This is a genomic window from Streptomyces sp. NPDC026659 (assembly GCF_040638245.1).
In the GTDB taxonomy this organism is placed as follows: Bacteria; Actinomycetota; Actinomycetes; order Streptomycetales; family Streptomycetaceae; genus Streptomyces.
On the sequence record NZ_JBEZXY010000004.1, the window covers coordinates 1 to 24,919 of the forward strand.

General features: G+C 72.1%; 22 protein-coding genes and 3 tRNA genes. 4 read left to right on the forward strand and 21 right to left on the reverse strand.

Annotated elements, in window-relative coordinates:
- Window positions 1-91: 91 nt before the first annotated feature.
- The 8 genes from holA to leuS form a co-directional block, all read right to left on the reverse strand.
- The gene (gene holA / locus AB0E91_RS12115) at window positions 92-1,081 is read right to left on the reverse strand and encodes a DNA polymerase III subunit delta (RefSeq protein WP_361779102.1); all 990 of its coding nucleotides are present in this window, start codon (window positions 1,079-1,081) and stop codon (window positions 92-94) included.
- A 254-nt stretch (window positions 1,082-1,335) separates the two neighbouring features.
- A complete protein-coding gene (locus tag AB0E91_RS12120; protein WP_161178987.1) occupies window positions 1,336-1,581 on the reverse strand; it encodes a hypothetical protein in 246 nt (81 codons plus the stop codon).
- A 52-nt stretch (window positions 1,582-1,633) separates the two neighbouring features.
- A complete protein-coding gene (locus tag AB0E91_RS12125) occupies window positions 1,634-2,515 on the reverse strand; it encodes a YceI family protein (RefSeq protein WP_361779106.1) in 882 nt (293 codons plus the stop codon).
- A 144-nt stretch (window positions 2,516-2,659) separates the two neighbouring features.
- Window positions 2,660-5,170 carry a ComEC/Rec2 family competence protein gene (locus tag AB0E91_RS12130; protein ID WP_361780110.1) on the reverse strand — a complete coding sequence of 837 codons (2,511 nt, stop codon included), beginning with the start codon at window positions 5,168-5,170 and terminating at the stop codon, window positions 2,660-2,662.
- Between the two features lie 47 nt (window positions 5,171-5,217).
- Entirely contained in the window at window positions 5,218-5,958 is a 741-nt protein-coding gene (locus AB0E91_RS12135) for a ComEA family DNA-binding protein (RefSeq protein WP_361779109.1), read from the reverse strand.
- Window positions 5,959-6,366: 408 nt separating this feature from the next.
- Window positions 6,367-7,212 carry a DegV family protein gene (locus AB0E91_RS12140; RefSeq protein ID WP_361779112.1) on the reverse strand — a complete coding sequence of 282 codons (846 nt, stop codon included), beginning with the start codon at window positions 7,210-7,212 and terminating at the stop codon, window positions 6,367-6,369.
- Between the two features lie 81 nt (window positions 7,213-7,293).
- Window positions 7,294-8,016, reverse strand: coding sequence for a hypothetical protein (locus AB0E91_RS12145; RefSeq protein WP_361779115.1), 723 nt, complete (start codon window positions 8,014-8,016; stop codon window positions 7,294-7,296).
- Between the two features lie 167 nt (window positions 8,017-8,183).
- The gene (gene leuS, locus AB0E91_RS12150; protein ID WP_361779118.1) at window positions 8,184-11,066 is read right to left on the reverse strand and encodes a leucine--tRNA ligase; all 2,883 of its coding nucleotides are present in this window, start codon (window positions 11,064-11,066) and stop codon (window positions 8,184-8,186) included.
- Between the two features lie 401 nt (window positions 11,067-11,467).
- Between leuS and AB0E91_RS12155 the strand changes: the two genes are divergently transcribed.
- Both AB0E91_RS12155 and AB0E91_RS12160 read left to right on the forward strand, forming a co-directional pair.
- Window positions 11,468-12,703 carry a cytochrome b/b6 domain-containing protein gene (locus tag AB0E91_RS12155; RefSeq protein ID WP_361779121.1) on the forward strand — a complete coding sequence of 412 codons (1,236 nt, stop codon included), beginning with the start codon at window positions 11,468-11,470 and terminating at the stop codon, window positions 12,701-12,703.
- Window positions 12,700-14,310, forward strand: a complete 1,611-nt coding sequence (locus tag AB0E91_RS12160) for an NADH-ubiquinone oxidoreductase-F iron-sulfur binding region domain-containing protein (RefSeq protein ID WP_361779124.1) — start codon at window positions 12,700-12,702, stop codon at window positions 14,308-14,310. Before AB0E91_RS12155 ends, AB0E91_RS12160 begins: the two co-directional genes overlap by 4 nt.
- A gap of 135 nt (window positions 14,311-14,445) precedes the next feature.
- Here the strand turns inward: AB0E91_RS12160 and AB0E91_RS12165 are convergent.
- The 5 genes from AB0E91_RS12165 to AB0E91_RS12185 all read right to left on the reverse strand — a co-directional run bounded on the left by AB0E91_RS12165 (window position 14,446) and on the right by AB0E91_RS12185 (window position 16,633).
- Window positions 14,446-14,518, reverse strand: a tRNA-Ala gene (locus tag AB0E91_RS12165).
- A 56-nt stretch (window positions 14,519-14,574) separates the two neighbouring features.
- A tRNA-Ala gene (locus AB0E91_RS12170) sits at window positions 14,575-14,647 on the reverse strand.
- 125 nt (window positions 14,648-14,772) lie between these two features.
- On the reverse strand, window positions 14,773-15,006 hold the full coding sequence (locus tag AB0E91_RS12175) for a hypothetical protein (protein ID WP_006136074.1): 234 nt from the start codon (window positions 15,004-15,006) through the stop codon (window positions 14,773-14,775).
- Window positions 15,007-15,009: 3 nt separating this feature from the next.
- Entirely contained in the window at window positions 15,010-15,183 is a 174-nt protein-coding gene (locus AB0E91_RS12180) for a hypothetical protein (protein ID WP_018545155.1), read from the reverse strand.
- A 70-nt stretch (window positions 15,184-15,253) separates the two neighbouring features.
- Window positions 15,254-16,633, reverse strand: a complete 1,380-nt coding sequence (locus AB0E91_RS12185; protein ID WP_361779129.1) for an MFS transporter — start codon at window positions 16,631-16,633, stop codon at window positions 15,254-15,256.
- Between the two features lie 328 nt (window positions 16,634-16,961).
- Between AB0E91_RS12185 and AB0E91_RS12190 the strand changes: the two genes are divergently transcribed.
- Window positions 16,962-17,867: a helix-turn-helix transcriptional regulator gene (locus tag AB0E91_RS12190; RefSeq protein WP_361780113.1), complete on the forward strand. Its 906-nt coding sequence runs from the start codon at window positions 16,962-16,964 to the stop codon at window positions 17,865-17,867.
- A gap of 52 nt (window positions 17,868-17,919) precedes the next feature.
- Here AB0E91_RS12190 and AB0E91_RS12195 read toward each other — a convergent pair.
- From AB0E91_RS12195 to AB0E91_RS12225, 7 genes are all read right to left on the reverse strand, one after another.
- Window positions 17,920-17,992, reverse strand: a tRNA-Ala gene (locus AB0E91_RS12195).
- 96 nt (window positions 17,993-18,088) lie between these two features.
- Window positions 18,089-18,757, reverse strand: a complete 669-nt coding sequence (locus AB0E91_RS12200) for a histidine phosphatase family protein (protein ID WP_361779132.1) — start codon at window positions 18,755-18,757, stop codon at window positions 18,089-18,091.
- Window positions 18,757-19,197 (reverse strand): ribosome silencing factor, encoded by a 441-nt coding sequence (gene rsfS, locus AB0E91_RS12205; RefSeq protein WP_161182315.1) that lies wholly within the window; start codon window positions 19,195-19,197, stop codon window positions 18,757-18,759. Before rsfS ends, AB0E91_RS12200 begins: the two co-directional genes overlap by 1 nt.
- Before the next feature lie 177 nt (window positions 19,198-19,374).
- Window positions 19,375-21,186: an LCP family protein gene (locus AB0E91_RS12210; protein WP_361779136.1), complete on the reverse strand. Its 1,812-nt coding sequence runs from the start codon at window positions 21,184-21,186 to the stop codon at window positions 19,375-19,377.
- Between the two features lie 16 nt (window positions 21,187-21,202).
- Window positions 21,203-21,943 carry a nicotinate-nucleotide adenylyltransferase gene (gene nadD / locus AB0E91_RS12215; RefSeq protein WP_361779139.1) on the reverse strand — a complete coding sequence of 247 codons (741 nt, stop codon included), beginning with the start codon at window positions 21,941-21,943 and terminating at the stop codon, window positions 21,203-21,205.
- A 56-nt stretch (window positions 21,944-21,999) separates the two neighbouring features.
- On the reverse strand, window positions 22,000-22,164 hold the full coding sequence (locus AB0E91_RS12220) for a hypothetical protein (RefSeq protein WP_361107157.1): 165 nt from the start codon (window positions 22,162-22,164) through the stop codon (window positions 22,000-22,002).
- A gap of 162 nt (window positions 22,165-22,326) precedes the next feature.
- On the reverse strand, window positions 22,327-22,491 hold the full coding sequence (locus AB0E91_RS12225; protein ID WP_202486357.1) for a hypothetical protein: 165 nt from the start codon (window positions 22,489-22,491) through the stop codon (window positions 22,327-22,329).
- 99 nt (window positions 22,492-22,590) lie between these two features.
- Here AB0E91_RS12225 and AB0E91_RS12230 point away from each other — a divergent pair, with 99 nt between their 5' ends.
- The gene (locus tag AB0E91_RS12230; protein WP_361779143.1) at window positions 22,591-23,712 is read left to right on the forward strand and encodes a M48 family metallopeptidase; all 1,122 of its coding nucleotides are present in this window, start codon (window positions 22,591-22,593) and stop codon (window positions 23,710-23,712) included.
- Window positions 23,713-23,803: 91 nt separating this feature from the next.
- Here AB0E91_RS12230 and AB0E91_RS12235 read toward each other — a convergent pair whose 3' ends face one another.
- The gene (locus tag AB0E91_RS12235) at window positions 23,804-24,877 is read right to left on the reverse strand and encodes a hypothetical protein (RefSeq protein ID WP_361779146.1); all 1,074 of its coding nucleotides are present in this window, start codon (window positions 24,875-24,877) and stop codon (window positions 23,804-23,806) included.
- Window positions 24,878-24,919: the final 42 nt, after the last annotated feature.

Sequence of the window (24,919 nt, forward strand, 5' to 3'; positions counted from 1 at the left end):
GGGAGTCGATGCGGAGCATCGGCGACCGACGACAACGCGGCGAGGTGCGGTGCCAGACGCCGCGAGCCCGGCTTGATCGACGAGACACCCCCTAGGCCCTGCCCCGGGAGCGGGCCGCCCTGGCGATGATGACGACCGCCTTCTCCAGGGCGTACTCCGGGTCGTCACCGCCGCCCTTCACGCCCGCGTCGGCCTCGGCCACCGCGCGCAGGGCCTCGGCGACGCCGTCCGGGGTCCAGCCGCGCATCTGCTGCCGGACGCGGTCGATCTTCCACGGGGGCATTCCCAGCTCGCGGGCGAGGTCGGCGGGGCGGCCGCCACGGGCCGAGGACAGCTTGCCGATCGCCCGCACGCCCTGGGCGAGCGCGCTGGTGATCATCACCGGGGCCACTCCGGTGGAGAGCGACCACCGCAGCGCCTCCAGTGCCTCGGCGGTCCGTCCCTCGACCGCCTTGTCGGCGACGGTGAAGCTCGACGCCTCCGCGCGGCCGGTGTAGTACCGCCCGACGACCGCCTCGTCGATCGTGCCTTCGACGTCTGCCACGAGCTGGGCCGCCGCGGAGGCCAGCTCGCGCAGGTCGCTGCCGATCGCGTCCACGAGCGCCTGGCACGCCTCCGGCGTGGCCGACCGCCCGAACCCCCTGAACTCCCCTCTCACGAACGCCAGCCGGTCGGCCGGCTTGGTCATCTTCGGACAGGCCACCTCCCGCGCGCCCGCCTTGCGCGCGGCGTCGAGCAGCCCCTTGCCCTTGGCGCCGCCCGCGTGCAGCAGTACGAGGGTGATCTCCTCCGCGGGCGAGCCGAGGTATGCCTTCACGTCCTTGACCGTGTCGGCGGACAAGTCCTGCGCGTTGCGTACGACCACGACTTTGCGCTCGGAGAAGAGCGAGGGGCTGGTCAGCTCGGCGAGGGTGCCGGGCTGCAGCTGGTCCGGGGTGAGGTCGCGTACGTCCGTGTCGGCGTCGGCGGCCCTGGCGGCGGCCACCACCTCCCGCACGGCACGGTCGAGCAGGAGGTCCTCCTGGCCCACGGCGAGAGTCACCGGGGCGAGAGGGTCGTCATTCGCAGTCTTTCTTGCCATCGCTCAAAGCATCCCACGCGGCACCGACAACGAACCGGCCCGCACACCCTGACCGGACCCCGAACCGACCCCGAGACGCTCTCGGGGTTCCACGGAAGCGGGTCCGGTGTCCCGGCCGAGGCGGGTCCGGGAGCGCGGCCAGGGCTGCCCGGGATCACCGCGGAGGCAGGCCCTGGAGCGCGGCCAAGGTGTGCGCGGGGCACGGCCGAGGCCGTCCACGGGCTACGGCTACGGCGTGCCCCGCGCACCCGCCATCACGGCTCCTCGCGCCAGCCGTCCCACTCGCCCGCGAAGGCGTCCAGCTCGGCGGGGTCGAGGCGTCCCGCCTCGTCGCGCAGGACCACCAGCCACTGGGCGTCCTCGGCGTCGTCCTCCCCCGCCAGGGCGTCCCGTACGAGCCGGGGCTCCTCATCGATCCCGAACCGCTCCCCCAACGCCTCGGCCGCCTCCTCGGCGGCATCCCGGTCGGGCAGCACCAGCACGTGTCTCACATCGCTCACCGGGACATTCTCCGGCACCGCGTGGGAGGCCGGACGCGTGGCCCCTGACTCCTCAGCCCTTCGGAACGATCTGTATGTCCAGTTCCACGCGGATGCTGCGGCCGACCACCGCGATGCCGCGGGCCAGCATCGTCTGCCAGCTGATGGTGTAGTCGTCGCGGTGGAGTTCGGTGGTGGCGCGGCAGGCGGCCCGGGGTTCGCCTTCCATGCCGCTGCCGAGGCCGAGGTACTCGGCGTCGAGGGTGACCGTGCGGGTCACGCCGTGGAGGGAGAGCGCGCCGGTGACGGCCCAGCGGTTGCCGCCGCGGTGGGTGAAGCGCTCGCTGTAGAACTCCAGCGTCGGGTACCGCTGCACGTCCAGGAAGTCCGGGGAGCGCAGGTGGTCGTCGCGCATCCGGACGCCCGTGTCGATGGCCGCGGCGTCGATCACCACGTGCATCGCGGAGTTCTCCATGCGGTCGGCGATGCGCACCGCGCCCGCGAAGGAGTTGAACCGGCCGTGGATCCGGGCCAGTCCGATGTGCCGCGCGGTGAAGGCGATGGAGGAGTGCGCGGGGTCGATCTCCCAGTCGCCCCACGCCGGGGGCTCCGGGGGCTGCGCGACCTGAAGGGTCACATCGCCCAGCGAGGCCAGGGAGTTCTGGCCGACCATCGCGGTCGCGCGATAGGGCGCGTACCCCTCGGCCGCGACCGCGAGCCGGTACTCCCCCGCCGGGACCGTGGCCATGAACTGGCCGTAGGGATCGGTGCCACCGCTGACCACCTTGCGGCCGACGCTGTCGACGACCGTGAACTCCGCGTTGCCCACCGGCTCGTAGACCGGATCGAGCACCCGGCAGCTCAGCACGCCGGCGTCGGCCGGTGTCCTGACCGCCGCCAGGGGACTCGTCCGGTGGAACCGGTTCGTTCGTTTTTCCAGCCACCGGCCGAACATGTACGACACCTCTGTACGCCTCGACATCATATGTTGCCGAAGATTCATTCGATCACCTGATGTGGCTTTCGAGCAACACGGGCACACATCAAGGCAATCCGGCCCATGCGCCGGACTAGACCGAATTGGCAGTTACGGGGTCGCTCAGCCCTTGGCCACCTGGAGCGGCCCGTCCGCCCCGCCTCCCCCGGTGAGCGCCAGCGCGCCGTCCCGGTCCGTGCGCAGCACCACCGCTCCGCCCGCGCGCAACGCGGCCACCGTGGACGGTGCCGGGTGCCCATAAGGGTTGTCGGCACCACAGGACACGAGGGCGAGCCGTGGGGACGCCAGCCGTATCAGGTCGGGGTCCTGATAGGCGGAGCCGTGGTGGGCGACCTTCAGCACGTCCACGCGCCCCAGGTCGGCCGCATGCGGTGACAGCAGCAACTCCCGTTGCGCGGGCGGTTCGAGGTCGCCGAGCAGCAGGAGCCGCAGCCCGCCGGTCCGTACGAGCACGGCGACGCTCGCGTCGTTCGGCCCGTCCGGGTCCGGTGCCGACGCCTGCGGCCACAACACCCGCCAGGCGAGCGGCCCGATGCGGCGTTCCTCGCCTGCCACCGCGCGGGTGACGGGGATGTGCCGTGCGGCGGCCTCTTTGCGCACGGCCTCGGCCTGGTCCGCCGGTTCGGCGAAGCCGGTGGTCTCGATGGCGGCCACCGAGCGGCCACGCAGCACGCCGGACAGTCCCGCGACATGGTCGGCGTGGAAGTGGGTGAGGATCACCAGGGGCACGCGGGTGATGCCCAGTTCCCGCAGGCAGTGGTCGACCGGCTCCGGTTCGGGTCCGGCGTCCACGACCACCCCGGCGCCCGGGCCGGCCGCGAGAACGGTGGCGTCGCCCTGCCCGACGTCGCACATGGCGAACCGCCAGTCCGGCGGCGGCCAGCCCGTGACCACCCGGGTCAGCGGAGCGGGCCGCACCACCGCGAGGAGCAGGACCACGCCGAGCGCCCCGCACCACCACGGGTGGCAAACCAGTCGCCGCCCGGCGAGCACGAGCACCACCGTGACCCCAGCCAGCAGGAACGCCCCCGGCCAACTCCCCGGCCAGTCCACTCCGGCACCGGGCAGCGCCGCCCCGGTCCTGGCCACCCCGGCGATCCACTGGGCGGGCCAACCCGCGGACCAGGCAAGCGCCTTGGCGGCGGGCATCGCCACCGGAGCGGCCGCGAGCGCCGCGAACCCCAGCACCGTGGCCGGGGCGACGGCCACCTCCACGAGCAGGTTGCACGGCACCGCCACCAGGCTCACCCGCGCCGACAGCACCGCGACCACCGGCGCGCACACGACCTGGGCGGCGGCAGCGGCGGCCAGGGCCTCGGCCAGGCGGGCGGGAACCCGGCGCCGCCGCAGTGCCTCGCTCCAGCGGGGCGCGAGGAGCAGCAGCGCGCCGGTCGCCAGCACCGAGAGCAGGAAGCCGTAACTCCGGGACAGCCACGGGTCGTAGAGGACCAGCAGCAGGACCGTCGCGGCCAGGGCGGGCACCAGGGATCTGCGGCGGCCGGTGGCCAGCGCCAGCAGGGCGACCGCGCCACAGGCCGCCGCCCGCAGCACGCTCGGATCGGGGCGGCAGACGATGACGAACCCGAGGGTGAGAACCGCCGCGAGGAGCGCGGTGGTCCGCAGCGAGAGGCCCAGGCGCGGGGCGAGTCCGCGCCGTTCGGCGCGCTGGGCCAGGCCGGGCGGTCCGATGAGCAGGGCGAGCAGGATGGTGAGGTTGCTGCCGGAGACGGCGAGCGTGTGCGCGAGGTCGGTCTCCTTGAACGCCTCGTCCAGCTCCGGGGTGATCCGCGAGGTGTCCCCGACGACCAGCCCGGGCAGCAGCGCCCGCGCGTCCGACGGCAGCCCCTCGGTCGCCGCGCGCAGCCCGGCCCTGAGCCCGCCCGCCAGCCGCTGGGGTCCACTTGGGCCTCGGACCACCCGGGGCACCGGCCAGTCGCGCACCCGTAGTACGGCGGCGCTCCGGTCACCGTCCGACTGGGGCGGTGCCAGCCGGCCGCCCACCCGCAGCCGGGTCGAGGGCAACAGGGCGAGCCACGGCGGCCGACCCGGCTCCCCCACGGCACCGGCCGGCGGCGGGACCTTCGTGTCGACGATCAGCAGCACAGGGCTCCGGGTGCGCGACTCCGAACCGCCGCCCCCGTCCTCGTCCGTCACCTCCCTCACCTCGGCCCTCGCCAGCACCGCCACCGATGCCGCGTGATCACCCCGCACGCGCGGTCTGCTCAGCCAGGGGTCGCCCGTCAGCTCGACCTCGGCGGTGACGGTCGCGAACCGCCGGGCCGCCTCGGGCACCGGCCCGCGTCGTACGTCCTCCCCGTGCAGCCCCGCCGAGACGGCCGCCGCCGCGGTGCACAACAGCACGGCCGCGACCGGGGCCCGGGGCCACGCGAGCCGGCCACCCGGCGGCCGCCGGACCGACAGCAGCCCGGCGACCAGGCAGACGCCCGCCGCCCCGAGGCTCCACTTCAACGGGACCACGATGAGCAGCGCCGAGGTCGCCCATGCAGCGAGGGCGGGCGGTACGAGCCGCAGGTCCGCCGGACCCGACTCCGAGGACTGCCGCTCGGCCGCCCCCGCAGGTGCCCCCTCGCCGGAAGTCACCTCGGGCGTCATGTCGTCGGTAGCGGCCTCGGCGACCTCACGCTCCTCACGCACCGCGCTCACGGCCGCACCAGCGGCTTCAGATCCGAGAACCGGCTGTTGCCGATGCCGTTGACCTGCTTCAGCTCCTCCACCGAGCGGAAACCGCCGTGCCGGGTGCGGTAGTCGAGGATGTGCTGGGCGAGGACCGGGCCGACGCCGGGGAGGGTGTCGAGCTGTTCGGCCGTCGCGGCGTTGAGGGCGACCGGGGAGGCAGGACCCGTACCGCCGACTCCCGTGCCACCGCCCAAGGGTCCCGGTGGAGCGGCCGGAGCCATGGTCGAGCCCACGAGGATCTGTTCCCCGTCCACCAGGAAGCGCGCCCTGTTGAGCCCCTCGGCGCTCACCCCCGGCCGCATCCCGCCCGCCGCCTTCAACGCGTCGGCCACCCGTGAACCCGCGGGCAGTTGCCGAATCCCCGGCTCCCGCACCTTGCCACCGACGTCCACCACGATCTGCCCGCCCGGCGGCACCGAACCACCCACCGAGACAGGGGATTTCACACCGCCCGCACCCTCCGGCACGGCATACGGCTTCTTCGCGTGCACCACCTCGGGCGCGCTCACCGTCTGTGTACGCCCACTCCAGAAGTGCTGTGCCGCAAGTGCGGCGGCTACCAGGAGCACCACGGTGAGCGCGAGCACGCCCCGCCGTTCGACCCCGCACCGGGTCTGCAGCCACAACGGCATCCGCTCCCGCAGGGCGAGTCCGGCCCGCTCGCGCCGGCCGGGTCCGGGAGGCGGCGGCTCGGGCTCCTCCAACGGCGCGCGTACATAACGGGCTTGATACCGGGGCTCTTCGCCTCCGGGTGGGGCTTTGCCCGACTCCCGCCATTCCGCGGGCGGTTCACCGAAGAGAAGCCCCGCGCGGCGGCGTAGCTCGTCCGCCGGTACGGGTGACCGGTGCCGGGCGCGGCCGTTCTGGGGCGGGCGGCGGTGTCGGGTACGGCCGTCGGAGTCGGGCCCCCGGCCGGGACCGCTGGTGGGGACGGCTGCGCGTGTGTCTGATCGAAGTGCCATGCGACGAGGATCGGGCATCCTGCCGAATAGCGATGATCTTGGTCAATTTCCGTGGAACCGGGTCGAGTTGTGGATAACTCCGCCACTCTTACGAGTGAAGCCCCCCAGGATTCGAAGGCGCCGATCCACAGCCCACCCGGCAGAAGCCCCTCACCGGGGCGAAACCACGACCCCCAGCAACCCGGGCCCCGTATGTGCCCCGATCACCGCCCCGACCTCGCTCACATGCATCTCGCCCAAGCCGGGCAACCGCTCCCGCAGCCGCTCGCCCAGCGCGGCGGCCCGCTCGGGCGCGGCGAGGTGGTGGACGGCGATGTCGACCTCGCCGCTGCCCGCCCGTTCCACGGCGATCTCCTCCAGGCGGGCGATCGCCTTGGACGCCGTGCGGACCTTCTCCAGGAGTTCGATGCGGCCGCCCGCGAGCTGGAGCAGAGGTTTGACGGCGAGCGCGGAGCCGAGCAGGGCCTGTGCGGTACCGATGCGGCCACCCCGGCGCAGATAGTCGAGGGTGTCCACGTAGAAGTAGGCGGAGGTGGTCGAGGCGCGCTTCTCGGCGGCGGCCACGGCCTCGTCCATCGTGCCGCCCGCCTCCGCCGTGCCGGCCGCCGCCAACGCGCAGAAGCCGAGCGCCATGGCGACCATCTGCGTGTCCACGACCCGTACCGGAACGGGAGCCTGACGGGCCGCCAGGACCGCCGCGTCGTAGGTGCCGGACAGTTCGGCGGAAAGGTGGAGGGAGACGATGCCACTCGCGCCGGAGGCGGCGACCTCGCGGTAGACCGCGGCGAACTCCTCGGGGCTGGGCCGGGAGGTGGTGACCGGGCGGCGCTTCTGGAGCGCCTGGGCGAGAGAGCGGGTGGAGATCTCGGTGCCCTCTTCGAGCGCCTGGTCGCCGAGGACCACCGTCAGCGGCACCGCTGTGATGCCGTGGCGTTCCATCGCCCCCGGCGGCAGGTAGGCCGTTGAATCGGTGACGATCGCGACATGGCGGGACATGAGCTGGAGGTTACCTGGCGTAGGAGAGGTGCGGCAGCCCGCCCCCGGTCGGTGGAACCGGGACGGGCCGAGGGGGCGGGATCAGGCGGTGGTCTCGGGGCGCGGCTTGCGCTGCCAGGGGTGGGCGGGGCGCGGCCCGGGCGGGGTGATAGCGGGTGGTGCGAGCGGGTCCGGGCGGTCGGAACCGGCTGCCGGGGGCCACTCGCCGCCCGCGTTCGCCGGGGCCTCGGGCCAGGGGGTGGCCGGGTCGCCGGTGTCGGTCCGGGTCCAGTGGCGCAGGGCGCCGGCCTCGATGTCGATCTGGGCGCTGAGTGAGTCCAGGTCGTCGTCGGCGAAGCGGCCCGCGCGGTCGCGGACGGCCCAGCGCAGGGAGTCGGCGGAGGCGGTGATGCGTTCGGTGCGGGTGCGCAGCTCGGGCAGCCGGGCGGCGAGCGTGGACCGGTCGGGCTCGGACTCCAGGCGCCGCAGTATCCCGTCCAGTTCCTGACCGTGCGTGCTCAGCCGCTCGAAGAGGCCGAGGGACTCCTTCAGCGATTCGTCCTGTACGACGCCCGAGTGCAGCGCGTCCTGGGTGGCGCGCATCGAGGTACGCAGGGTGAGCCGCAGCTGGGCGATCTCGCCGGCCGGGCCCGGGCGGCCGTAGGACTTGGCGCGCAGGGTGTGGTCCTCGACCGTGCGGCGGGCCTGGGCGACCGTGCGGTCCACGGTGCGCTTGGCGGCGCCGACCACCTTGACCGTGGCGTAGACGCCGAGGCCGAGGCAGAGCAGGAAGAGCAGGGCGACCACGGTGAGCACGGTTTCCATGACGCTCCTCCTCGACCCCTGGGCGGCACGTACCGCCTCGCTCTTTACGGTAAACGCAACGGGCAGGCCCGGGGTTCCGTCCGAACCCCGAACCTGCCCGTAGGGGATCACCCCGACACCGGATACACCGGCCCTCGCGAGCCCGGTGGCCGGTGTCTTCGAGCGCGTCAGCCGGTCACAATGTTGACCAGCTTGGGCGCCCGCACGATCACCTTGCGGATGGCCGCGTCGCCCACGGCCGCGACGACCTTCTCGTCGGCCAGCGCGGCCTTCTCCAGCTCCTCGTCGGAGATGGCCGGGGACACCTCCAGGCGGGCCTTGACCTTGCCCTTGATCTGCACGACGCAGGTGACGGTCTCGTCCACCACGTACCGCGGGTCGGCGACGGGGAAGTCCTGGTGGACGACCGAGTCGGTGCGGCCCAGCTTGCGCCACAGCTCCTCGGCGATGTGCGGGGCCAGCGGCGCGACCATCAGGACCAGCGACTCGGCGACGGTGCGCGGCAGGGCTGCACCGGACTTGGTCAGGTGGTTGTTCAGCTCGGTGATCTTGGCGATCGCCGTGTTGAAGCGCAGGCCCTCCAGGTCCAGGCGCACGCCGTCGATCGCCTTGTGCAGGGCACGCAGCGTGTCCTCGTCGGGCTCGGCGTCGGTGACGGTGATCTCGCCGGTGTTCTCGTCGACGATGTTGCGCCACAGCCGCTGCAGCAGCCGGAACTGGCCGACCACCGCGCGCGTGTCCCACGGCCGGGAGACGTCCAGCGGGCCCATCGCCATCTCGTACAGGCGCAGGGTGTCGGCACCGTACTCGGCGGCGATCTCGTCCGGGGTGACGGCGTTCTTCAGGGACTTGCCCATCTTGCCGAGCAGCCGGGAGACCTTCTCGCCCTCGTAGTAGAAGGCGCCGTCGCGCTCCTCGACCTCGGCGGCCGGGACGGCGATGCCGCGGCTGTCGCGGTAGACGTAGGCCTGGATCATGCCCTGGTTGAACAGCTTGTGGAACGGCTCGGCGGACGAGACGTGTCCCAGGTCGAAGAGGACCTTGGACCAGAAGCGGGCGTACAGCAGGTGCAGCACCGCGTGCTCGGCGCCGCCGACGTACAGGTCGACACCGCCGTGCGGCATGCCCTCGCGCGGGCCCATCCAGTACTGCTCGACCTCGGGGTCGACCATCCGCTCGTCGTTGCGCGGGTCCAGGTAGCGGAACTCGTACCAGCAGGAACCGGCCCAGTTGGGCATGGTGTTGGTCTCACGGCGGTACTTCTTCGGGCCGTCGCCCAGGTCCAGGGTGACGTGGACCCACTCGTCGTTGCGCGAGAGCGGGGTCTCGGGCCGGGTGTCGGCGTCGTCCGGCTCGAAGGTGCGCGGGCTGTAGTCCTCGACCTCGGGCAGCTCCAGCGGGAGCATCGACTCGGGCAGGGCGTGGGCGACGCCGTCCTCGTCGTAGACGATCGGGAAGGGCTCGCCCCAGTAGCGCTGGCGGCTGAACAGCCAGTCGCGCAGGCGGAAGTTGACGGTGCCCTCGCCGATGCCCTCGGCGGCCAGCCACTCGGTGATCCGGGCCTTGGCCTCGGGGACGGCCAGTCCGTCCAGGGTGATGCCCTCGCCCGCGGAGTTGACGAGCGTCGCCTCGTAGGAGGAGAACGCGTCGTCCCAGGCGGAGGTGTCGGTGCCGCGGCCGTCGGTGGGCTCGACCACGCAGCGGATGGGCAGTTCGAAGGCGCGGGCGAACGCGAAGTCACGCGTGTCGTGGGCGGGGACGGCCATGATGGCGCCGGTGCCGTAGCCCATCAGCACGTAGTCGGCGATGAAGACCGGGACCTGCTCACCGTCGACCGGGTTGGTCGCGAACACACCGGTGAACACACCGGTCTTGTCCTTGGCCTCGGCCTGGCGCTCCACGTCGGACTTGGTGGCGGCCTGCGCGCGGTAGGCGGCGACGGCCTCGGCCGGGGTGGCGTGACCGCCGGTCCACGCCTCGTGGGTGCCCTCGGGCCACGCCTCGGGGGTGAACTTCTCGACCAGCGGGTGCTCGGGCGCGAGCACCATGTAGGTCGCGCCGAACAGCGTGTCGGGGCGGGTGGTGAAGACGGTGATGCGCTCGCCGTCGACGGGGAAGTCGACGCGGGCACCCTCGCTGCGGCCGATCCAGTTGCGCTGCTGGAGCTTGATGGCCTCGGGCCAGTCCAGCCCGTCCAGGTCCGCCAGCAGGCGGTCGGCGTAGGCGGTGATGCGCATGTTCCACTGGCGCAGCTTGGACTTGAAGACCGGGTAGTTGCCGCGCTCGGAGCGACCGTCGGAGGTGACCTCCTCGTTGGCCAGCACGGTGCCCAGGCCGGGGCACCAGTTGACCGGCGCGTCGGAGGCGTAGGCCAGCCGGAACTCGCCCAGCACGTCGGCGCGCTCGGTGGCGCTCAGCTCGCTCCACGCGCGCGTGTGACCCGGTACGGGACGCTCACCGGACTCGAAGAGGGCGATCAGCTCGGAGATCGGGCGGGCCGTGCCGGCCTGGTCGTCGTACCAGGAGTTGAAGATCTGCAGGAAGATCCACTGGGTCCACTTGTAGTACTCCGGGTCGATCGTGGCGAACGACCGGCGCTTGTCGTGGCCCAGACCCAGGCGGCGCAGCTGGGACTTCATGTTGTTGATGGCGGCGTCGGTGGTGATCCGGGGGTGCTCGCCGGTCTGGACGGCGTGCTGCTCGGCGGGCAGGCCGAAGGCGTCGAAGCCCAGGGTGTGCAGGACGTTGTGCCCGGTCATGCGCTGGAAGCGGGCGTAGACGTCGGTGGCGATGTAGCCCAGCGGGTGGCCGACGTGCAGGCCCGCGCCGGAGGGGTACGGGAACATGTCCATGATGAACTTCTTGGGCCGGGCGACCAGCTCCGGGTCACCGCCCAGGGTGCCCTTGGGGTTCGGCGCGGCGTAGGTGCCGTCCGCGTCCCAGAAGTCCTGCCAGCGTGCCTCGATCTCGGCGGCCATGACGGCCGTGTAGCGGTGCGGCGCGGCCTCCGCCGACGCGGCAGCGGTGGCGGAGGGGTTCGTCTCGCTCATGATCCTCAAAGCTCCATCGATCGTCTCTGCCTGCGGAAACGAAAAATCCCCTCACACAGGAGGGGATGCCGCGCCGGCTCCGACCGTCCGGTTCGACCGGTGGTCGGCACTGTCAGCGCGGCTCGCTAAGCAGAAGGCGTACAGCACGCATGGCGCTAGGGTACCGCAGCCCTTGAGCAAGCCGCGACGCTCTTGCGTATGCCATGAAGACATGTCCGTACGGCCGCCAGATCTGAACCCGGGTCAAAGATTACTTCGCGTAACAGTCACTAAGGGACGTCGCCCTCGCGGTTCCGTCCTTAGATAACAACGCAATAACTCAAACCTCGTACTGATCGGTATGGCTCCACTTAGAGTTCGGCAGCGGGACCGCCTTCCCGAAACTGCTCGGAGTTGCCCCCATGAACCCTCGTCGTAGTAACAGCTCGCTCCCCAAGCCAGGCCGGTCGGCCTATGGGGTGGCGTCCGCTGTCGTCCTGCTGCTCATACCCGTGGTCGTGCTGGTCGGAGGCAGCCAGTTCCAAGAGTTCCTGAACTTCGGCGCGGGCGTGCTGTCCCTCGTCTCGCTCAGCTGCTCGGTGATCTGGGGCCTGGTCGCCCAGGACCGCATCCTGTTGAACATCCGCCAGCGGATCGTCGGCCAGGCCATCCACCGGACGACGGCGGTCGCCTCGATCGCGTTCCTGCTGCTGCACATCGTCACCAAGATCACGCTGGACCACACAGTGGTGATCGCCGCGATCATCCCGTTCTCGCTCGGCATCACCGGCAGCGGCGGGCTGATCGGCCTCGGCTCCCTGGCCGGGCTGCTCATGATCTTCGTCGGCGTGACCGGCGCCCTGCGCAGCAACTTCGCCGCCCCGGCCCCGGTCGCCGCCCGCTGGCGCGCCATGCACATGCTCGCCTACCCGGCCTGGTGCGCGGCCCTGGTCCACGGCCTCTACGCGGGCCGCGCGGCCAAGCCGATCTTCACGATCCTCTACAGCCTCTCGCTGCTCGGCGTGATGGCCGCCCTCGCCCTGCGCGCCGCGCCGCGCCCGGTCAAGCGCAAGCTCTCCGACCGCGTCATGGCGCTCCTCGGCAACTCCAGCCGGCCCGGCATGGACCAGCTGGAGGCCAGCCGCAACCGGGTCGCCGAGTCCGGTGTCAGGGACCGCGAGCCCCGGCGCGGCGGCGGAGCCCCCGGCGCCGGTTCCGGTGGTCTGTACCAGTCCCCGGCCGCGGGCGCGGCAGGCGCCGGATTCGCCGCCGCGTACCGCACGGCCGGTCCTCCGCAGCAGCCGTATCCGAACACCCCGACGGACATGCGCCCCACCGAGGCCATGCCGCGCGTGAACGATCCGTCCGCCCCGAGCTGGCCGGTCCCGTCCCCGCCGCCCGTCGGCGAGGCCCCGCCGTCGGCCTACGACCCGCTCCAGGACACCGGATACAGCATCCCGGTCTATGGCAATCCGGGCGCTCCCGGCGGCGGTGCGGGTGATGTGCGCAACATGGGTGAGACGAACGCCCGGTACGGCACGTACAACTCGTCCGAAACGTTCAACAGTGGTCCCGCCACCGAACCAACCCCCGGCGCCTCCTTCGACGCGCCGGGTTCGGGCGAACCTTGGAACATGCCTTCCGGAGGCTATAGGTGAACGAGGCCCTGCCCGACGTCCCCGAAGTCCGCGTGGTCGGACTTCCCCAGCTCACGTCGGGCTTCGACCTTGTGGAGCGGCTCGATCTGCCCATGCACCTCAAGGTGCACGGGCCGCTCGACCCGCTCGGCGGCGAGCAGCTCGCGCAGCTCGCCGAGAGCATCAATCTCAAGGGCCGCGGCGGCGCGGGCTTCCCCTTCCACAAGAAACTCCGCTCGGTCGCCGAATCGGCGATCAAGAAGGGCGTACGGCCGGTCGTCGTCGTCAACGGCAGCGAGGACGAACCGGCCTGCCGCAAGGACACGGTGCTCATCAACCGTGCCCCGCACCTCATCCTGGACGGCGCCCTGCTGTGCGCCGAGGCGATGGGCGCGCGCACGCTGGTGATCGGCGTGACCCGCGAGTCCACCCAGCGCTCCATGGAGGCCGCGCTCGCCGAACGCGGTCTGAGCAACAGCCGCCGCTCCGCCCTGCGCGCCTGGGTGCAGCGCAACCCGGTGCGCATGGTCACCGGCGCCGCCGCCTCCCTGATCCGCTCGGTGGACGGCGGCCCGGCGATCCCGCCCGGCCGCAAGGTCAGCGCCTCGCAGAGCGGCGTCGGCGGCGCGCCCACGCTGCTGTCGAACGCCGAGACGTTCGCCCAGCTGGCCATCGCCGCCCGCATCGGCCCCGAGCGCTACGGCAACACCGGTCTGTACGACGAGCCGGGCACCGTCATGCTGACGGTCTCCGGTGCGGTCGCGCGCCCCATGGTCATCGAGGTGCCGACGGGCGTGCCGCTGCGCTACGTCCTCCAGCTGGCCGGTGCCCCGCCGGTCCCGCAGGGCGTGCTGACCGGCGGCTACCACGGCAAGTGGATCGACGCGGCGACCGTGAACGAGGCGATCGTCTCCCGCAACTCGCTGGACGCGGTGGGCGGTGCGCTCGGCGCGGGCGCGATCCTGCCGATCAGTCAGGAGACCTGTCCGCTGGGCGAGTCGCTCCGCGTGGCGCAGTGGCTGGCCGAGGAGAGCGCCGGCCAGTGCGGTCCCTGCTACCTCGGACTGCCCGCCGCCGCGCGCGGCATGGAGGACATCATCAACGGCGGCGGCCCGGCCGCCCTGGAGGCGCTGAAGCAGGTCGCCAAGAGCGTGAAGCGGCGCGGGGCGTGCTCGCACCCCGACGGCTCCGCGATGTTCCTGGAGTCGACCATCAAGGCGTTCACGGACGACCTGGCCGCCCACGTCCTCGGCAATGGCTGCGGACGGCCCGTGGAGGGCGTCCTGCCGCTCTTCGAGGGCGGGAAGATGCCCACGGGCATCCCGGGCGGCGCAGAGCCCGAGGACTCCGGCAGCAGCCGCCAGAAGATCTACGTCGACTGGACGCTGTGCCGGGGCCACGGGCTGTGCGCGGACATCCTCCCGGAGGTCTTCGAGCTGGGCGCGGACGGTTTCCCGACCGTCGCGCAGGCCTCGGTGCCGCGGTCCGCGGAGGCGAAGGCGCTGCGCGCGGTACGTCGCTGCCCCGCGCTCGCACTGAGGGTCGAGGAGGACACCCGGGGGCAGGCGCCCTCGAGGAACCTGCCGGTGGTCTCCCAGGGGCGCGGACGGCGCGCGCTGGGCCGCTGAGATCGGCATACGGAAGGCGGGCCGCCCGGTTCGGGTGGCCCGCCTTCGTCGTGTCGCGGCCCGTAAACATCATGCGGGCGCCCGGGTAACGCCGAGGGCGGACCATCCTTCCGGATGATCCGCCCTCGACTTCTGTGGAGCTAAGGAGAATTGAACTCCTGACCTCCTGCATGCCATGCAGGCGCTCTACCAACTGAGCTATAGCCCCTCGCGGCGCTCTTCCGGATTCCTCCGGAGGCGGCGCAAGCCTTCTTCGATTTTCTGTGGAGCTAAGGAGAATTGAACTCCTGACCTCCTGCATGCCATGCAGGCGCTCTACCAACTGAGCTATAGCCCCTCGCGGTGCCCTTCCGGGTTCCCCCGGAGGCGTCGCCAACCTTACACGCTCCCCGACGGTGAGCACCAAATCGGTTTCCGGTATGACGCAGTAAGGCGCCCTATGTCCGCTTCGGAGTGTCCGGCTCAGGCCGTGACGAAGGAGTAGAACCGCTTGAGCGTGCAGTGCTCTTCGAGGAGCCGGCCGTAGATCGGCTCACCCTCCAGCTCACGGTAGGTCTCGATGGGGTCGCCTTTTATGATCAGCGCCCGGGCGCATTCCTCGCACCAGTACTGGTAGTCGGGGTTGATCGGTTCCATGTCGCGGACAATCGGCGTACCGCTGCCGCACCAGTCGCACTTCCGCCTGTGTGCACCCATCGCTCAGCTCCAGCTGTGGCCGCAGGCCGTGCACACGTAGGAGATCCCGCCGTTGTCGCCAAGGACTTGGGCGACATGCGCGGAACCGCAGGAAGGGCAGCTGAGCCGGGTGGCCGTGTCCCGTATCCAGGCCGTCCCGAGGAGGTGGCCGACCTCCCCAAGGATGCTCGCAGGCATCGCCACTCCCTCCCGTGCGGGCCGCGTCCCCTTCCGGCCGTCTGATTCTGCCACGGCCGGGCCGATACGGTCAGCGACGCCTGCGTACCAGTCCGGACACAGCCGCCGGCACGGCTGTCGCGGCAAGCGCCCAGGCAGTCACCCCGAACGCCTCCGCCGATGTATACGCCTGCGGCACCCCGAGTGACTCAAGCCGGTTGAGGAAGAGCGTGCCGAAGGCCGCCACTCCGATCAGCTGTCCGAGCTGGTTGACCGTGGCCAGCAGCCCGGCGGCGTCCGCCGCGTCCTCGGGCCGTACGGTGGCCAGGGCGCCCGTGAAGACCGGGCCGAAGGCGAGCGCGAGCCCGGCTCCCGCGCACACGCAGCCCCCGTACAGCGCCGCTCCCCCGCCGTGCCCGCCGCGCAGCGCCAGGCCCACCCAGGCCACTCCGGCGGCCGTGAGCGCGAACCCGGCCGGGGAGAGCGCGGGCCACCAGGAGCGGGGCAGCCTCCGCCAGCCCAGGCCGACCGCCCCGAAGACGGCGGCGGTCGGCGCGAAGGTCAGCCCGGCCCGGAGCGCGCTGTGGCCCAGGCCGCCCTGGAGGTGCAGGGTCAGGGTGAAGAGGAAGCCCGCGTTGACGGCCATCACCAGCAGGACCCGCAGGACGGCCAGTGTCATGCCGGGGTGGCGCAGCACCCTCGGCGCGATCAGCGGGGCCCCACCGCGCCGGGCCAGCCGGGACTCGTAGCCGCAGAACAGCGCGAAGAGCACGGCCGAGAGGGCCAGGGACAGCCAGGACCACAGCGGCCAGTCCTCCTCCTGACCGAGGACCAGCGGGACGGTCAGCAGCGACACGGCCGCGCCGAGCAGCACCAGTCCGGGCACGTCGAGGGGGCGGGCGGCCGCGCGGTCGGCCGGACCGGACGCCGGGAGCACCTTGGCGCCCAGGACCAGCAGGACCGCGCCGACCGGCACGTTGACGAGGAACACCGGGCGCCAGCCGGTGCCGAACAGGTCGGCGGCGACCAGCACCCCGCCGGCGATCTGCCCGGCCGCCGCGCCCACTGCCAGGACCGCCGCGTAGGCGCCGAGGGCGCGGGCCCTGGCCTCACCGGTGAAGGCCCGCTGGATCAGGCTCAGCACCTGCGGGATCATCAGAGCCGATCCGGCGCCCTGCACCAGCCGGAACCCGATGAGCCAGCTCACGCCCGGCGCCAGGCCGCAGGCGAGCGAGGCGGCGGTGAACAGGGCGAGACCGGCGAGGTGGACCCGGCCGTGGCCCAGCAGGTCGCCGAGGCGGGCGCCGGTGATCAGCAGCACGGCGTAGGTGATGGTGTAGCCCGCGATCACCAGCTGCAGATCGGCGCCCGAGGCCCGGAAGGCGGTGCCGATACTCGGGGCGGCGACGTTCACGATGAACACGTCGAGGACGGCCATGAAAGTGGCCGTGAGCAGGGCGAACAGCAGCATTCGGGACCGATTGTCAGTGGGCGGTGCTTCACTGTCGGTGCTGGGTGCTTCACTGTTCGCGAGATTCGAGGCGGCCGTACCGGCCGGCCCGGTGCGCGGTGTCGTCATGACGCCGAGCCTGGGGGCGCGCCGGTACGGGTGCCGAGAGCCCGCCGATGCTGGTAGTGACGGCACCTGGCAGGAACACGGCGGGGCACCGACGATGACGACGGGGACACGGAGGACGGGGGACACGACGATGAGCAGGACGAGGACGGCGGGTACGACAAACGCGTTCGGTACGACGCCGCACGGGACCGCTGCGACCGGTACCGCCGGTACGGCCGGTATGAGGACACGGCGCCGCAGGACCGAGCTGGCCGCCTTCCTGCGCAGCAGGCGGGCCCGGGTGACACCGGCCGACGTGGGGATGCCACCGGGGCTGCGGCGGCGTACTCCGGGGCTGCGCCGGGAGGAGGTCGCCCAGCTCTCCGGGGTGGGCGTGACCTGGTACACGTGGCTGGAGCAGGGCCGCCCGATCAACGCGTCGGCGCAGGTGCTGGACGCGGTGGCCCGCACCCTGCGGCTGGACGCGCCGGAGCGGGAGCATCTGTACCGCCTCGCGGAGGTGCCGTTCACCTCGACGCCCGCCGGCCTGACCCGCCGGACAGGCCCAGAGGTGCAGGGCATCATCGACGCGGTCGACCCGCTGCCCGCGGCGGTCTACAACTCGCGCTACGACATCCTGGCCACCAACCCCGCCTACCGCGACCTGTTCCTGGTGCCGCAGACGGTGCGCGCCGCCGTGCCGAACGTGCTGTGGGCGCTGTGCACGCTGCCGGAGGAGCTGTGCCCGGTGGTCCGGCTGGACGTGGAGCTGCCGCTGATGGTGGCGACGCTGCGCTCGGCCTACGGCAGACATGTGGGTGAGCCCGTCTGGGAGGAGTACATACGCGGGCTCGCGGCCGAGAGCGCGCACTTCGCCCGGCTGTGGGCGAGCGGTGAGGTGGCGCCGCCGGGGCCGCGAGTGAAGACGTTCCGTCATCCCGGTCATCCGGGTCTGGGCGAGATACGCATGACGACGCAGTCCCTGTCCATCGACGGGATGCCCGAGTGCCGGATCGTGGTCTACACGCCGGTGGACGAGGAGGCGCGCGCGAAATCGGCGGTGCTGAGGAAGGAGAGGCAGCCGATGGCGGACGAGCTGGCGGCCGAGATCATTCGCCGCTGGAACACGAAAAATCCCGCCCTGTGAGGGACGGGATCTTCCTTACCGATCTTTGACAACTCAACAGAGTGTCGATCTGTGGAGCTAAGGAGAATTGAACTCCTGACCTCCTGCATGCCATGCAGGCGCTCTACCAACTGAGCTATAGCCCCTCGCGTTCTTCCCGCTCGGCGGGCGAACAAGAAGAACTTTAGCCTGTGACCTGCCGGAAAGTGAAATCCGGCCTCCCGGGCCACGCGGCCGTCGCCTCAGTCGTCGTCGCCGAGGACCGGCACCGGGAGGGTGCCCGCGTTGTGCTCGAGCAGGCGCCAGCCCCGGGCGCCCTCGCCGAGCACGGACCAGCAGCAGTTGGAGAGGCCGCCCAGGCTCTCCCAGTGGTGGGCGTCGATACCGAGGAGCCGGCCGATCGTGGTGCGGATGGTGCCGCCGTGGCTGACCACCACGAGCGTGCCGTCCTCCGGCAGCTTCTCGGCGTGCCGCAGCACGACCGGGGCCGCGCGGTCGGCGACCTCGGTCTCCAGCTCGCCGCCACCGCGCCGGACCGGCTCGCCGCGCTTCCAGGCGGCGTAGTCCTCGCCGTAGCGGGCGATGATCTCGTCGTGCGTCAGCCCCTGCCAGGCGCCCGCGTAGGTCTCGCGCAGCCCCTCGTCGAGGGTGACCTCCAGGCCGGTGAGCGCGGCCAGTTCGGCGGCCGTGTCGGAGGCACGCTGGAGATCGGAGGCGACGACGGCGTCGGGTTCGAGCGAGGCCAGCAGCCGCGCGGCCCGGCGGGCCTGGCCGATGCCGGTCTCGGTCAGCGGCACGTCGGTGGTGCCCTGGAAGCGGCGGTCCACGTTCCAGGCGGTCTGGCCGTGCCGCCACAGGATGATGCGGCGGCCCCGGCCCTTGGCGTCGGTCACCTCGGCGGTGGCCGACATCACCACTCCTCGCCGGGCTCGTCACCGGCCTCGGCGTGCTGCTGGGCGTGCTCCTCGGCCTTGCCGCGGGTGGCCTTGGCCTCCTCGGGCAGCTCCAGCTCGGGGCAGTCCTTCCACAGGCGCTCCAGGGCGTAGAAGACGCGCTCCTCGCTGTGCTGGACGTGCACGACGATGTCGACGTAGTCGAGCAGGATCCAGCGGGAGTCGCGGTCGCCCTCGCGGCGGACGGGCTTGGCGCCGAGCTCCTTGAGCAGGCGCTCCTCGATCTCGTCGACGATCGCCTTGACCTGGCGGTCGTTCGGCGCGGAGGCCAGCAGGAACGCGTCGGTGATGGACAGCACGTCGCTGACGTCGTAGGCGATGACGTCGTGGGCGAGCTTGTCGGCCGCCGCCTGGGCGGCGGTGCTGATGAGTTCGAGGGAACGGTCGGTGGCGGTCACTGTGAAGCTTTCGTTCGGGGGCGGGGATCGGCTGGGTGCGGGGGCCGTCCCGAAGGAGGCGGCCCGCGGCAATCACCGGGAATCCAAGGGTCTCACGGAAGGCGTGAGGCACCCCACGTGACGTTCGGGTCACCCGGGGTGCCTCGGTGGCGCGGAGCCTCGGCCGGACGGACTCGGTCAGGTGGTCGTCCCGGGCCGGTAGTCCTGGCCGAGGACGACCAGGACGTCGGCTCCGGAGGTGACGGAGCCCTTGGTGACGGCGGAGTCGGGCAGGCCGAGGGTCTTGGCGACCTCGGTGGCGTTCTCCTTGTCCGCGGCGTCGGAATAGACCACCCGGGAGGCGCTCTGGGCACCCGCGGCGCCGCCGTCGACGAAGGTGAAGCCGCCGTTGAGCAGGACCACGCGGGCCTTCTCGGCGTCGTCCTTCACACCGGAGCCGTTCTGCACGGAGACGCGTACGGCAGAGCCGGCGTCGGGGCTCTTGGCGGCGCCGCCGAGCACGTCCTTGACCACGCTGTCACTGGTCTGGGCGGTCAGCGTGCCGTCGGTCTGCACCGGCAGCAGCACGGTCTTGTACGAGCCGCCCTTGGCGAGTTCGGCGAGCCGGGCCAGGAAGGTGCCGAGGTCCTTGTCGGTGAGCGAGGGGTCGAGGATCTGCGCGAGGGTCTGCACGGTCGTGGTGGCGCCCGTGGGGTCGGTGGACACCTTGCGCAGCACGCCGTAGAGGACCTGTCCGAACCGCTGGAGCTGGGCGTCCTGGCTCTCGCCGGGGGCGCGGTAGGTGGCGTAGGCCACGGCCATCTTGCCGCTGAGGGTCTGGTCCTTGCCCTGGTGGACGAGCACCTCCGACCCCTTCTTCTTGGCGTCCGGGTCGGGCACGTCGGCGTCGGTGTCGATCTCGATGTTGCCGACGAGTTCGACGAGGTTCTGGAGATAGGGGGTGTCCAGCCGCCAGGTGCCCTGGATGCTGGTGCCGAGCACGGTGTCGATCTGGTCGCGGGTGCCCGAGGAGCCGTCGTCGTCCACGGACTTGGCCAGCGTCGTGGTGGTGCCCGAATCGTCGGACAGGGCGAGGGAGTTGGGCAGCAGCACGCTGGTGCCGCGCTTGGTCGTGGTGTTGTCCACGAGGAGCACGGTGGAGGTGCCGTTCTTGCCGGTGTTGTGCAGATGGACGACGATCACGTCGCGCTTCTGCGCCCCGGCGGCGACGGCGGCGGTGCCCTTCTTGCCGGAGGAGGACACCCCGGGCAGTTCCCCGGCGAACCAGAGGTAGCCGACGCCGCCGACGGCGACCAGCGCGAGGACGACGACGAGGGCGATGACCCGGCTGCGGGCGCGGCGGCGGGCCTCCTCGCGGCGCTCGGTGCGGTTCTCGGTGAACTTCAGCCAGTCGATGACGTCCTCGGACTCGCCGTCCGGCTCCTCGGCGAAGGCGAACTGCTCCTCGCCGCCCGGCTCCTGGCCCTCCCGCGCGGGCGCGGGCGTGCTGCCCGTCCGCTCCTCGGGCTCCTCCGGGGCGGCCGCCCGGGAGGAGGGTCCGGTCTGCTGGGGGATGTGAGCGGTCTGCTCGGTGACGCGGGGCTGCTGCCCGCTGGTGGCCGCCTGCCCGTAGGGGTCGTAGGGGGTGCCGCCCTGAGGGACCGCGCCGTGGCCGCCCTGGGTGCCGTGGCCTCCCTGCGCGCCCTGGCCGCCCTGGGTGCCGTAGCCGTCGTACGGCCCGTAGGGGTCGGTGCCCTGCGTGCCGTAGGGGTCGTAGGCGGGCGGTACGGGCGGCTGTTGGCCGGTGTCGTAGCCCCCCTGGCCGCCTCGGCCGCCCTGGCCGTAGCCCTGCCGGGCGTACGGGTCGTGGTCCTGGCCGCCGGAGCGGGCCGGGACCTGTTGGTAGACGGGGCGTCCGTAGTCGTCGTAGCCGACGACCTCGTAGTTGTTCCCGTCGTACTGGTCGTCGTACTGCTCGCCGCCGTACCCAGCGTCGTATCGGTCGTTCACCGGTGCCCCTCTCGGCTCACTCGCCGCGGTACAGCTCACGCTTGTCGATGTAGCGCACGACTCCGTCCGGCACCATGTACCAGATGGGGTCGCCCTTGGCGACTCTCGCACGGCAGTCCGTGGAGGAGATCGCCAGGGCGGGGACCTCGACGAGCGAGACGCCGCCTTCCGGCAGACCGGCGTCGGTCAGCTGGTGGCCGGGGCGGGTGACGCCGATGAAGTGCGCGAGGGAGAACAGTTCCGCCGAGTCCCGCCAGGTCAGCAGCTGGGCCAGGGCGTCGGCGCCGGTGATGAAGAACAGGTCCGTGTCCGGGTTGAGGGCGCGCAGATCGCGGAGGGTGTCCACGGTGTAGGTGGGGCCGCCGCGGTCGATGTCGATCCGGCTGACGGAGAACTGCGGGTTCTCGGCGGTCGCGATGACCGTCATCAGATAGCGGTCCTCGGCCGGGGAGACGGCCCGGTGCGACTTCTGCCAGGGCTGGCCGGTGGGCACGAAGACCACCTCGTCCAGGTGGAACTGCGCGGCGACCTCGCTGGCCGCCACCAGGTGCCCGTGGTGGATCGGGTCGAACGTCCCGCCCATGACGCCGAGCCGGCGCTTGCCGGTGCGGACGGGGCCGTGGCTCTCGAGGTGTGCCGTGTGCCATGGCCCGCCGGGTGTGGTGCCGGGCGCTCCGGGGGTGTGCCGTGTGCCGGTGCCGGCCGCGTGGGCGGCCGTCCCGTCCGCCGGACCGGTAGGCATGTCCTGCTCTCCCATGCGTGCAGACCCTACCGGCCCGTAGTGCGACACCTGTGCGGGGATCAGGTCCCGGCTCAGCGGTCGCGGTTGAAGCGCGTGGTGATCCACAGCAGGAGGAGCAGGATGCCCAGGGCGCAGCCGCCGGTGACGGCCGGGTTGAGGCTGTTGTGGTTGCCGCCCCGCTCCTCGGTCTCGGCGGCGAGGGTGACCAACTGGACGGCGGCGCTGTGGATGCTCATCTTCGGCAGGACCTAACGCGTGTGGGCGGGATAAAGACGTGGGTTCATCGTAAGCGGGTGCCCTGGCGGAGATCACCCCGACTCCGGTGTTGCCCGGCGGACGCGGGGCCGGCCGCCTCGGGGAGGCCCGGATCGCGGCCGTGCGGGAACCTTCCCGGCGGGTCAGTCGTCCTTCCGCTTGTAGCCGCTCAGCAGGAACCAGCCGGTGAGTGCGCAGCCCAGGATCATGACGACCAGGATGATGCGGAGCAGGTTCCCCGACCCGTGCTCGGGGACGGCGTTCGCGGCGGCCTCGGTCAGCCGGGCGGCTGCGAGATGGTGCTCCATGGTGTGGACTCCTTCGGTGGTACTGCCCCGACCACGGTACGCCGCCTAGGCTGGGCCCGGCCCGGGGGGCACGGCACTCACACGCAGCAGGGGGATGACATGTCCGATGAAGGCCGCGAACAGGGTGGGCGCGAGCGGGTGCCGAGCAGGCAGCGCAGGCGCTTCCCCGGGATCTCCTCCCGGGCGTACGAGCACCCGGCCGACCGTTCGGCGCTGGTGGCGCTGCGCAGGCTGAGCGGGTTCGACACCGTCTTCAAGACGCTGAGCGGGCTGCTGCCGGAGCGCAGTCTCAGGCTGCTGTTCCTGTCCGACTCGGTGCGGGTCTCCGACCGGCAGTTCACGCATCTGCACGACATGCTGCGCGACGCCTGCTACATCCTGGACCTGGAGAAGGTCCCGCCGATGTACGTCACGCAGAACCCGCAGCCGAACGCGATGTGCATCGGCCTGGACGAGCCGATCATCGTGGTCACCACGGGGCTGGTCGAGCTGCTGGACGAGGAGGAGATGCGGGCGGTCGTCGGGCACGAGGTGGGCCACGCGCTTTCCGGGCACGCGGTGTACCGCACGATCCTGCTGTTCCTGACGACGCTGGCGCTGAAGGTCGCGTGGATCCCGCTGGGCAACCTGGCGATCATGGCGCTGGTGACGGCGCTGCGGGAGTGGTTCCGCAAGTCGGAGCTGTCGGCGGACCGGGCGGGGCTCCTGGTGGGCCAGGACCTGCGCGCCTCGATGCGGGGCCTGATGAAGATCGCGGGCGGCAACCATCTGCACGAGATGAACGTGGACGCGTTCCTGGAGCAGGCGGAGGAGTACGACGCCGCGGGCGACCTGCGGGACTCCGTGCTGAAGATCCTCAACGTGCTGCCCCGCTCGCACCCGTTCACCACCGTGCGGGCCGCCGAGCTGAAGCGGTGGGCCGAGTCCCGCGACTACCAGCGGATCATGGACGGCCACTACCCGCGCCGTGAGGACGACAAGGACGCGCGGGTCCGGGAGTCCTTCCGGCAGTCCGCGTCGAGCTACGCGAGCGACGTGAAGACCTCCAAGGACCCGCTGATGAAGCTGGTCTCGGACCTGGCGGGCGGCGCGGGCGACCTCGGCGGCCGGGTCCGCCGGGGCTTCAACGGCTTCACGAGCGCGCCGCCGCCGAAGGACGGGAAGGACACCCCCGGCACCCCCGGCACCCCGGACGATCCGGAGGCGACGGACCAGCCCTGACCGACCCCCGGCGGCACCCCGGCACCCCGACACACCGTCGCCCTACGTCCCGCAACCCGCCGTCCCCGGCCCGTCCCGCCCCGTCCCCGCCTCACACCTTCGGCTGGGCCGCGTCCGACAGCGTCCCGCACAGGGCCGTAGGGGTGGCGGCGGTGTACGGGTCGGTCACCGCGGGGCCGCCCGGCCCGGCGGTCTGCCCCGCCAGGAGCGGGCGGAGACGGACCGTGGTGTCCTCGGCGCAGGACAGCGGCCCCGCCTGGGTGCTGGAGGAGACCAGCCGGGTCTGGCCCACGCGCAGGTTGTCGCTGTCGAAGCGGAAGGTCAGCGCGCGCCGGACGGTGAACAGGGACACCTGGGGCGAGACGTGGGCGGCGTCCCGGGGGCGCAGGGCGTAGACGAAGGTGCCGTCGGCGGTGACCTCCAGCGTGGCCGGGTCGGACTCGGCGGCGCGCAGGGTGCCCAGGACGCGGACCTGATCGTCGGCGAGTTCCGCGCGGGCCGGGTCGAAGCGGATCAGCCAGCCGGTGGGGGCGTGCCGGCCGTCCGGGGCGGGCCGGTTCATGCTGCGGTCGAACTGGCCGAGCTGGTCGGCGTCGAGCAGGGCCCGCATGGGCCGGATCGCGCGCCCGGCGAGCACGTCGGGGTCGAGCGAGGAGCTGGTCAGATAGCTGCGCACGATGGTCAGGGCGGCCGTGACCTGGCTCTCCGAGAAGTGCGCGGTGGCCCGGAGGGCAGGCAGCGGGATTCCCTTGATGCCGGTCTCGAACCCGGCGGCCGGGCTGTGCTCGAAGAGGGTGCGGGCGTCGGCGGCGCCGGGCACCTCGCCCCGGGGTGCGAGCGGGACGACGGTCATCCGCAGCGAGTCGTCGGATCTGCGGGCCTGCGGTGGGCCGTACGGGTGACGGACGCCCATGTAGAGGGCGGTGCCGAAGGCGAGGGCGAGGAGCACGACGAGGGCCAGCGCCTGCCGGGTGAGCAGCCGGTGGCGGGGCCCACGGCGGCGTACGGCGGGGGCGTGGTCGGTCATGCGCTCGTGCGCGGAGTACTCCTGGAGCCGGGCAGCGCGCACGAACGACTCGTCGAACACGACGGATCGGTACTCGTCCTCGGCACCTGAGGAGCTGCCCTCGGGTGTCCCCTCCGGTGGCTCTCCAGGCCCGCCCATACTTTCAGGGTAGGTCGGGCGAGCCTCCCGTAAACGCGCTGA

Excerpts from the sequence above, each read along its gene's own strand:
- AB0E91_RS12125 (WP_361779106.1), bottom strand. The coding sequence starts at position 2,515 with ATGTTCGGCCGGTGGCTGGAAAAACGAACGAACCGGTTCCACCGGACG.
- AB0E91_RS12140 (WP_361779112.1), bottom strand. The coding sequence starts at position 7,212 with ATGTCCCGCCATGTCGCGATCGTCACCGATTCAACGGCCTACCTGCCG.
- AB0E91_RS12180 (WP_018545155.1), bottom strand. The coding sequence starts at position 15,183 with ATGCCTGCGAGCATCCTTGGGGAGGTCGGCCACCTCCTCGGGACGGCC.
- holA (WP_361779102.1), bottom strand. The coding sequence starts at position 1,081 with ATGGCAAGAAAGACTGCGAATGACGACCCTCTCGCCCCGGTGACTCTC.
- leuS (WP_361779118.1), bottom strand. The coding sequence starts at position 11,066 with ATGAGCGAGACGAACCCCTCCGCCACCGCTGCCGCGTCGGCGGAGGCC.
- AB0E91_RS12145 (WP_361779115.1), bottom strand. The coding sequence starts at position 8,016 with ATGGAAACCGTGCTCACCGTGGTCGCCCTGCTCTTCCTGCTCTGCCTC.
- nadD (WP_361779139.1), bottom strand. The coding sequence starts at position 21,943 with ATGGGAGAGCAGGACATGCCTACCGGTCCGGCGGACGGGACGGCCGCC.
- AB0E91_RS12155 (WP_361779121.1), top strand. The coding sequence starts at position 11,468 with ATGAACCCTCGTCGTAGTAACAGCTCGCTCCCCAAGCCAGGCCGGTCG.
- AB0E91_RS12185 (WP_361779129.1), bottom strand. The coding sequence starts at position 16,633 with ATGCTGCTGTTCGCCCTGCTCACGGCCACTTTCATGGCCGTCCTCGAC.
- AB0E91_RS12175 (WP_006136074.1), bottom strand. The coding sequence starts at position 15,006 with ATGGGTGCACACAGGCGGAAGTGCGACTGGTGCGGCAGCGGTACGCCG.
- AB0E91_RS12200 (WP_361779132.1), bottom strand. The coding sequence starts at position 18,757 with ATGTCGGCCACCGCCGAGGTGACCGACGCCAAGGGCCGGGGCCGCCGC.
- AB0E91_RS12235 (WP_361779146.1), bottom strand. The coding sequence starts at position 24,877 with ATGGGCGGGCCTGGAGAGCCACCGGAGGGGACACCCGAGGGCAGCTCC.
- AB0E91_RS12190 (WP_361780113.1), top strand. The coding sequence starts at position 16,962 with ATGAGGACACGGCGCCGCAGGACCGAGCTGGCCGCCTTCCTGCGCAGC.
- AB0E91_RS12130 (WP_361780110.1), bottom strand. The coding sequence starts at position 5,170 with ATGACGCCCGAGGTGACTTCCGGCGAGGGGGCACCTGCGGGGGCGGCC.
- AB0E91_RS12225 (WP_202486357.1), bottom strand. The coding sequence starts at position 22,491 with ATGGAGCACCATCTCGCAGCCGCCCGGCTGACCGAGGCCGCCGCGAAC.
- AB0E91_RS12230 (WP_361779143.1), top strand. The coding sequence starts at position 22,591 with ATGTCCGATGAAGGCCGCGAACAGGGTGGGCGCGAGCGGGTGCCGAGC.
- AB0E91_RS12220 (WP_361107157.1), bottom strand. The coding sequence starts at position 22,164 with ATGAGCATCCACAGCGCCGCCGTCCAGTTGGTCACCCTCGCCGCCGAG.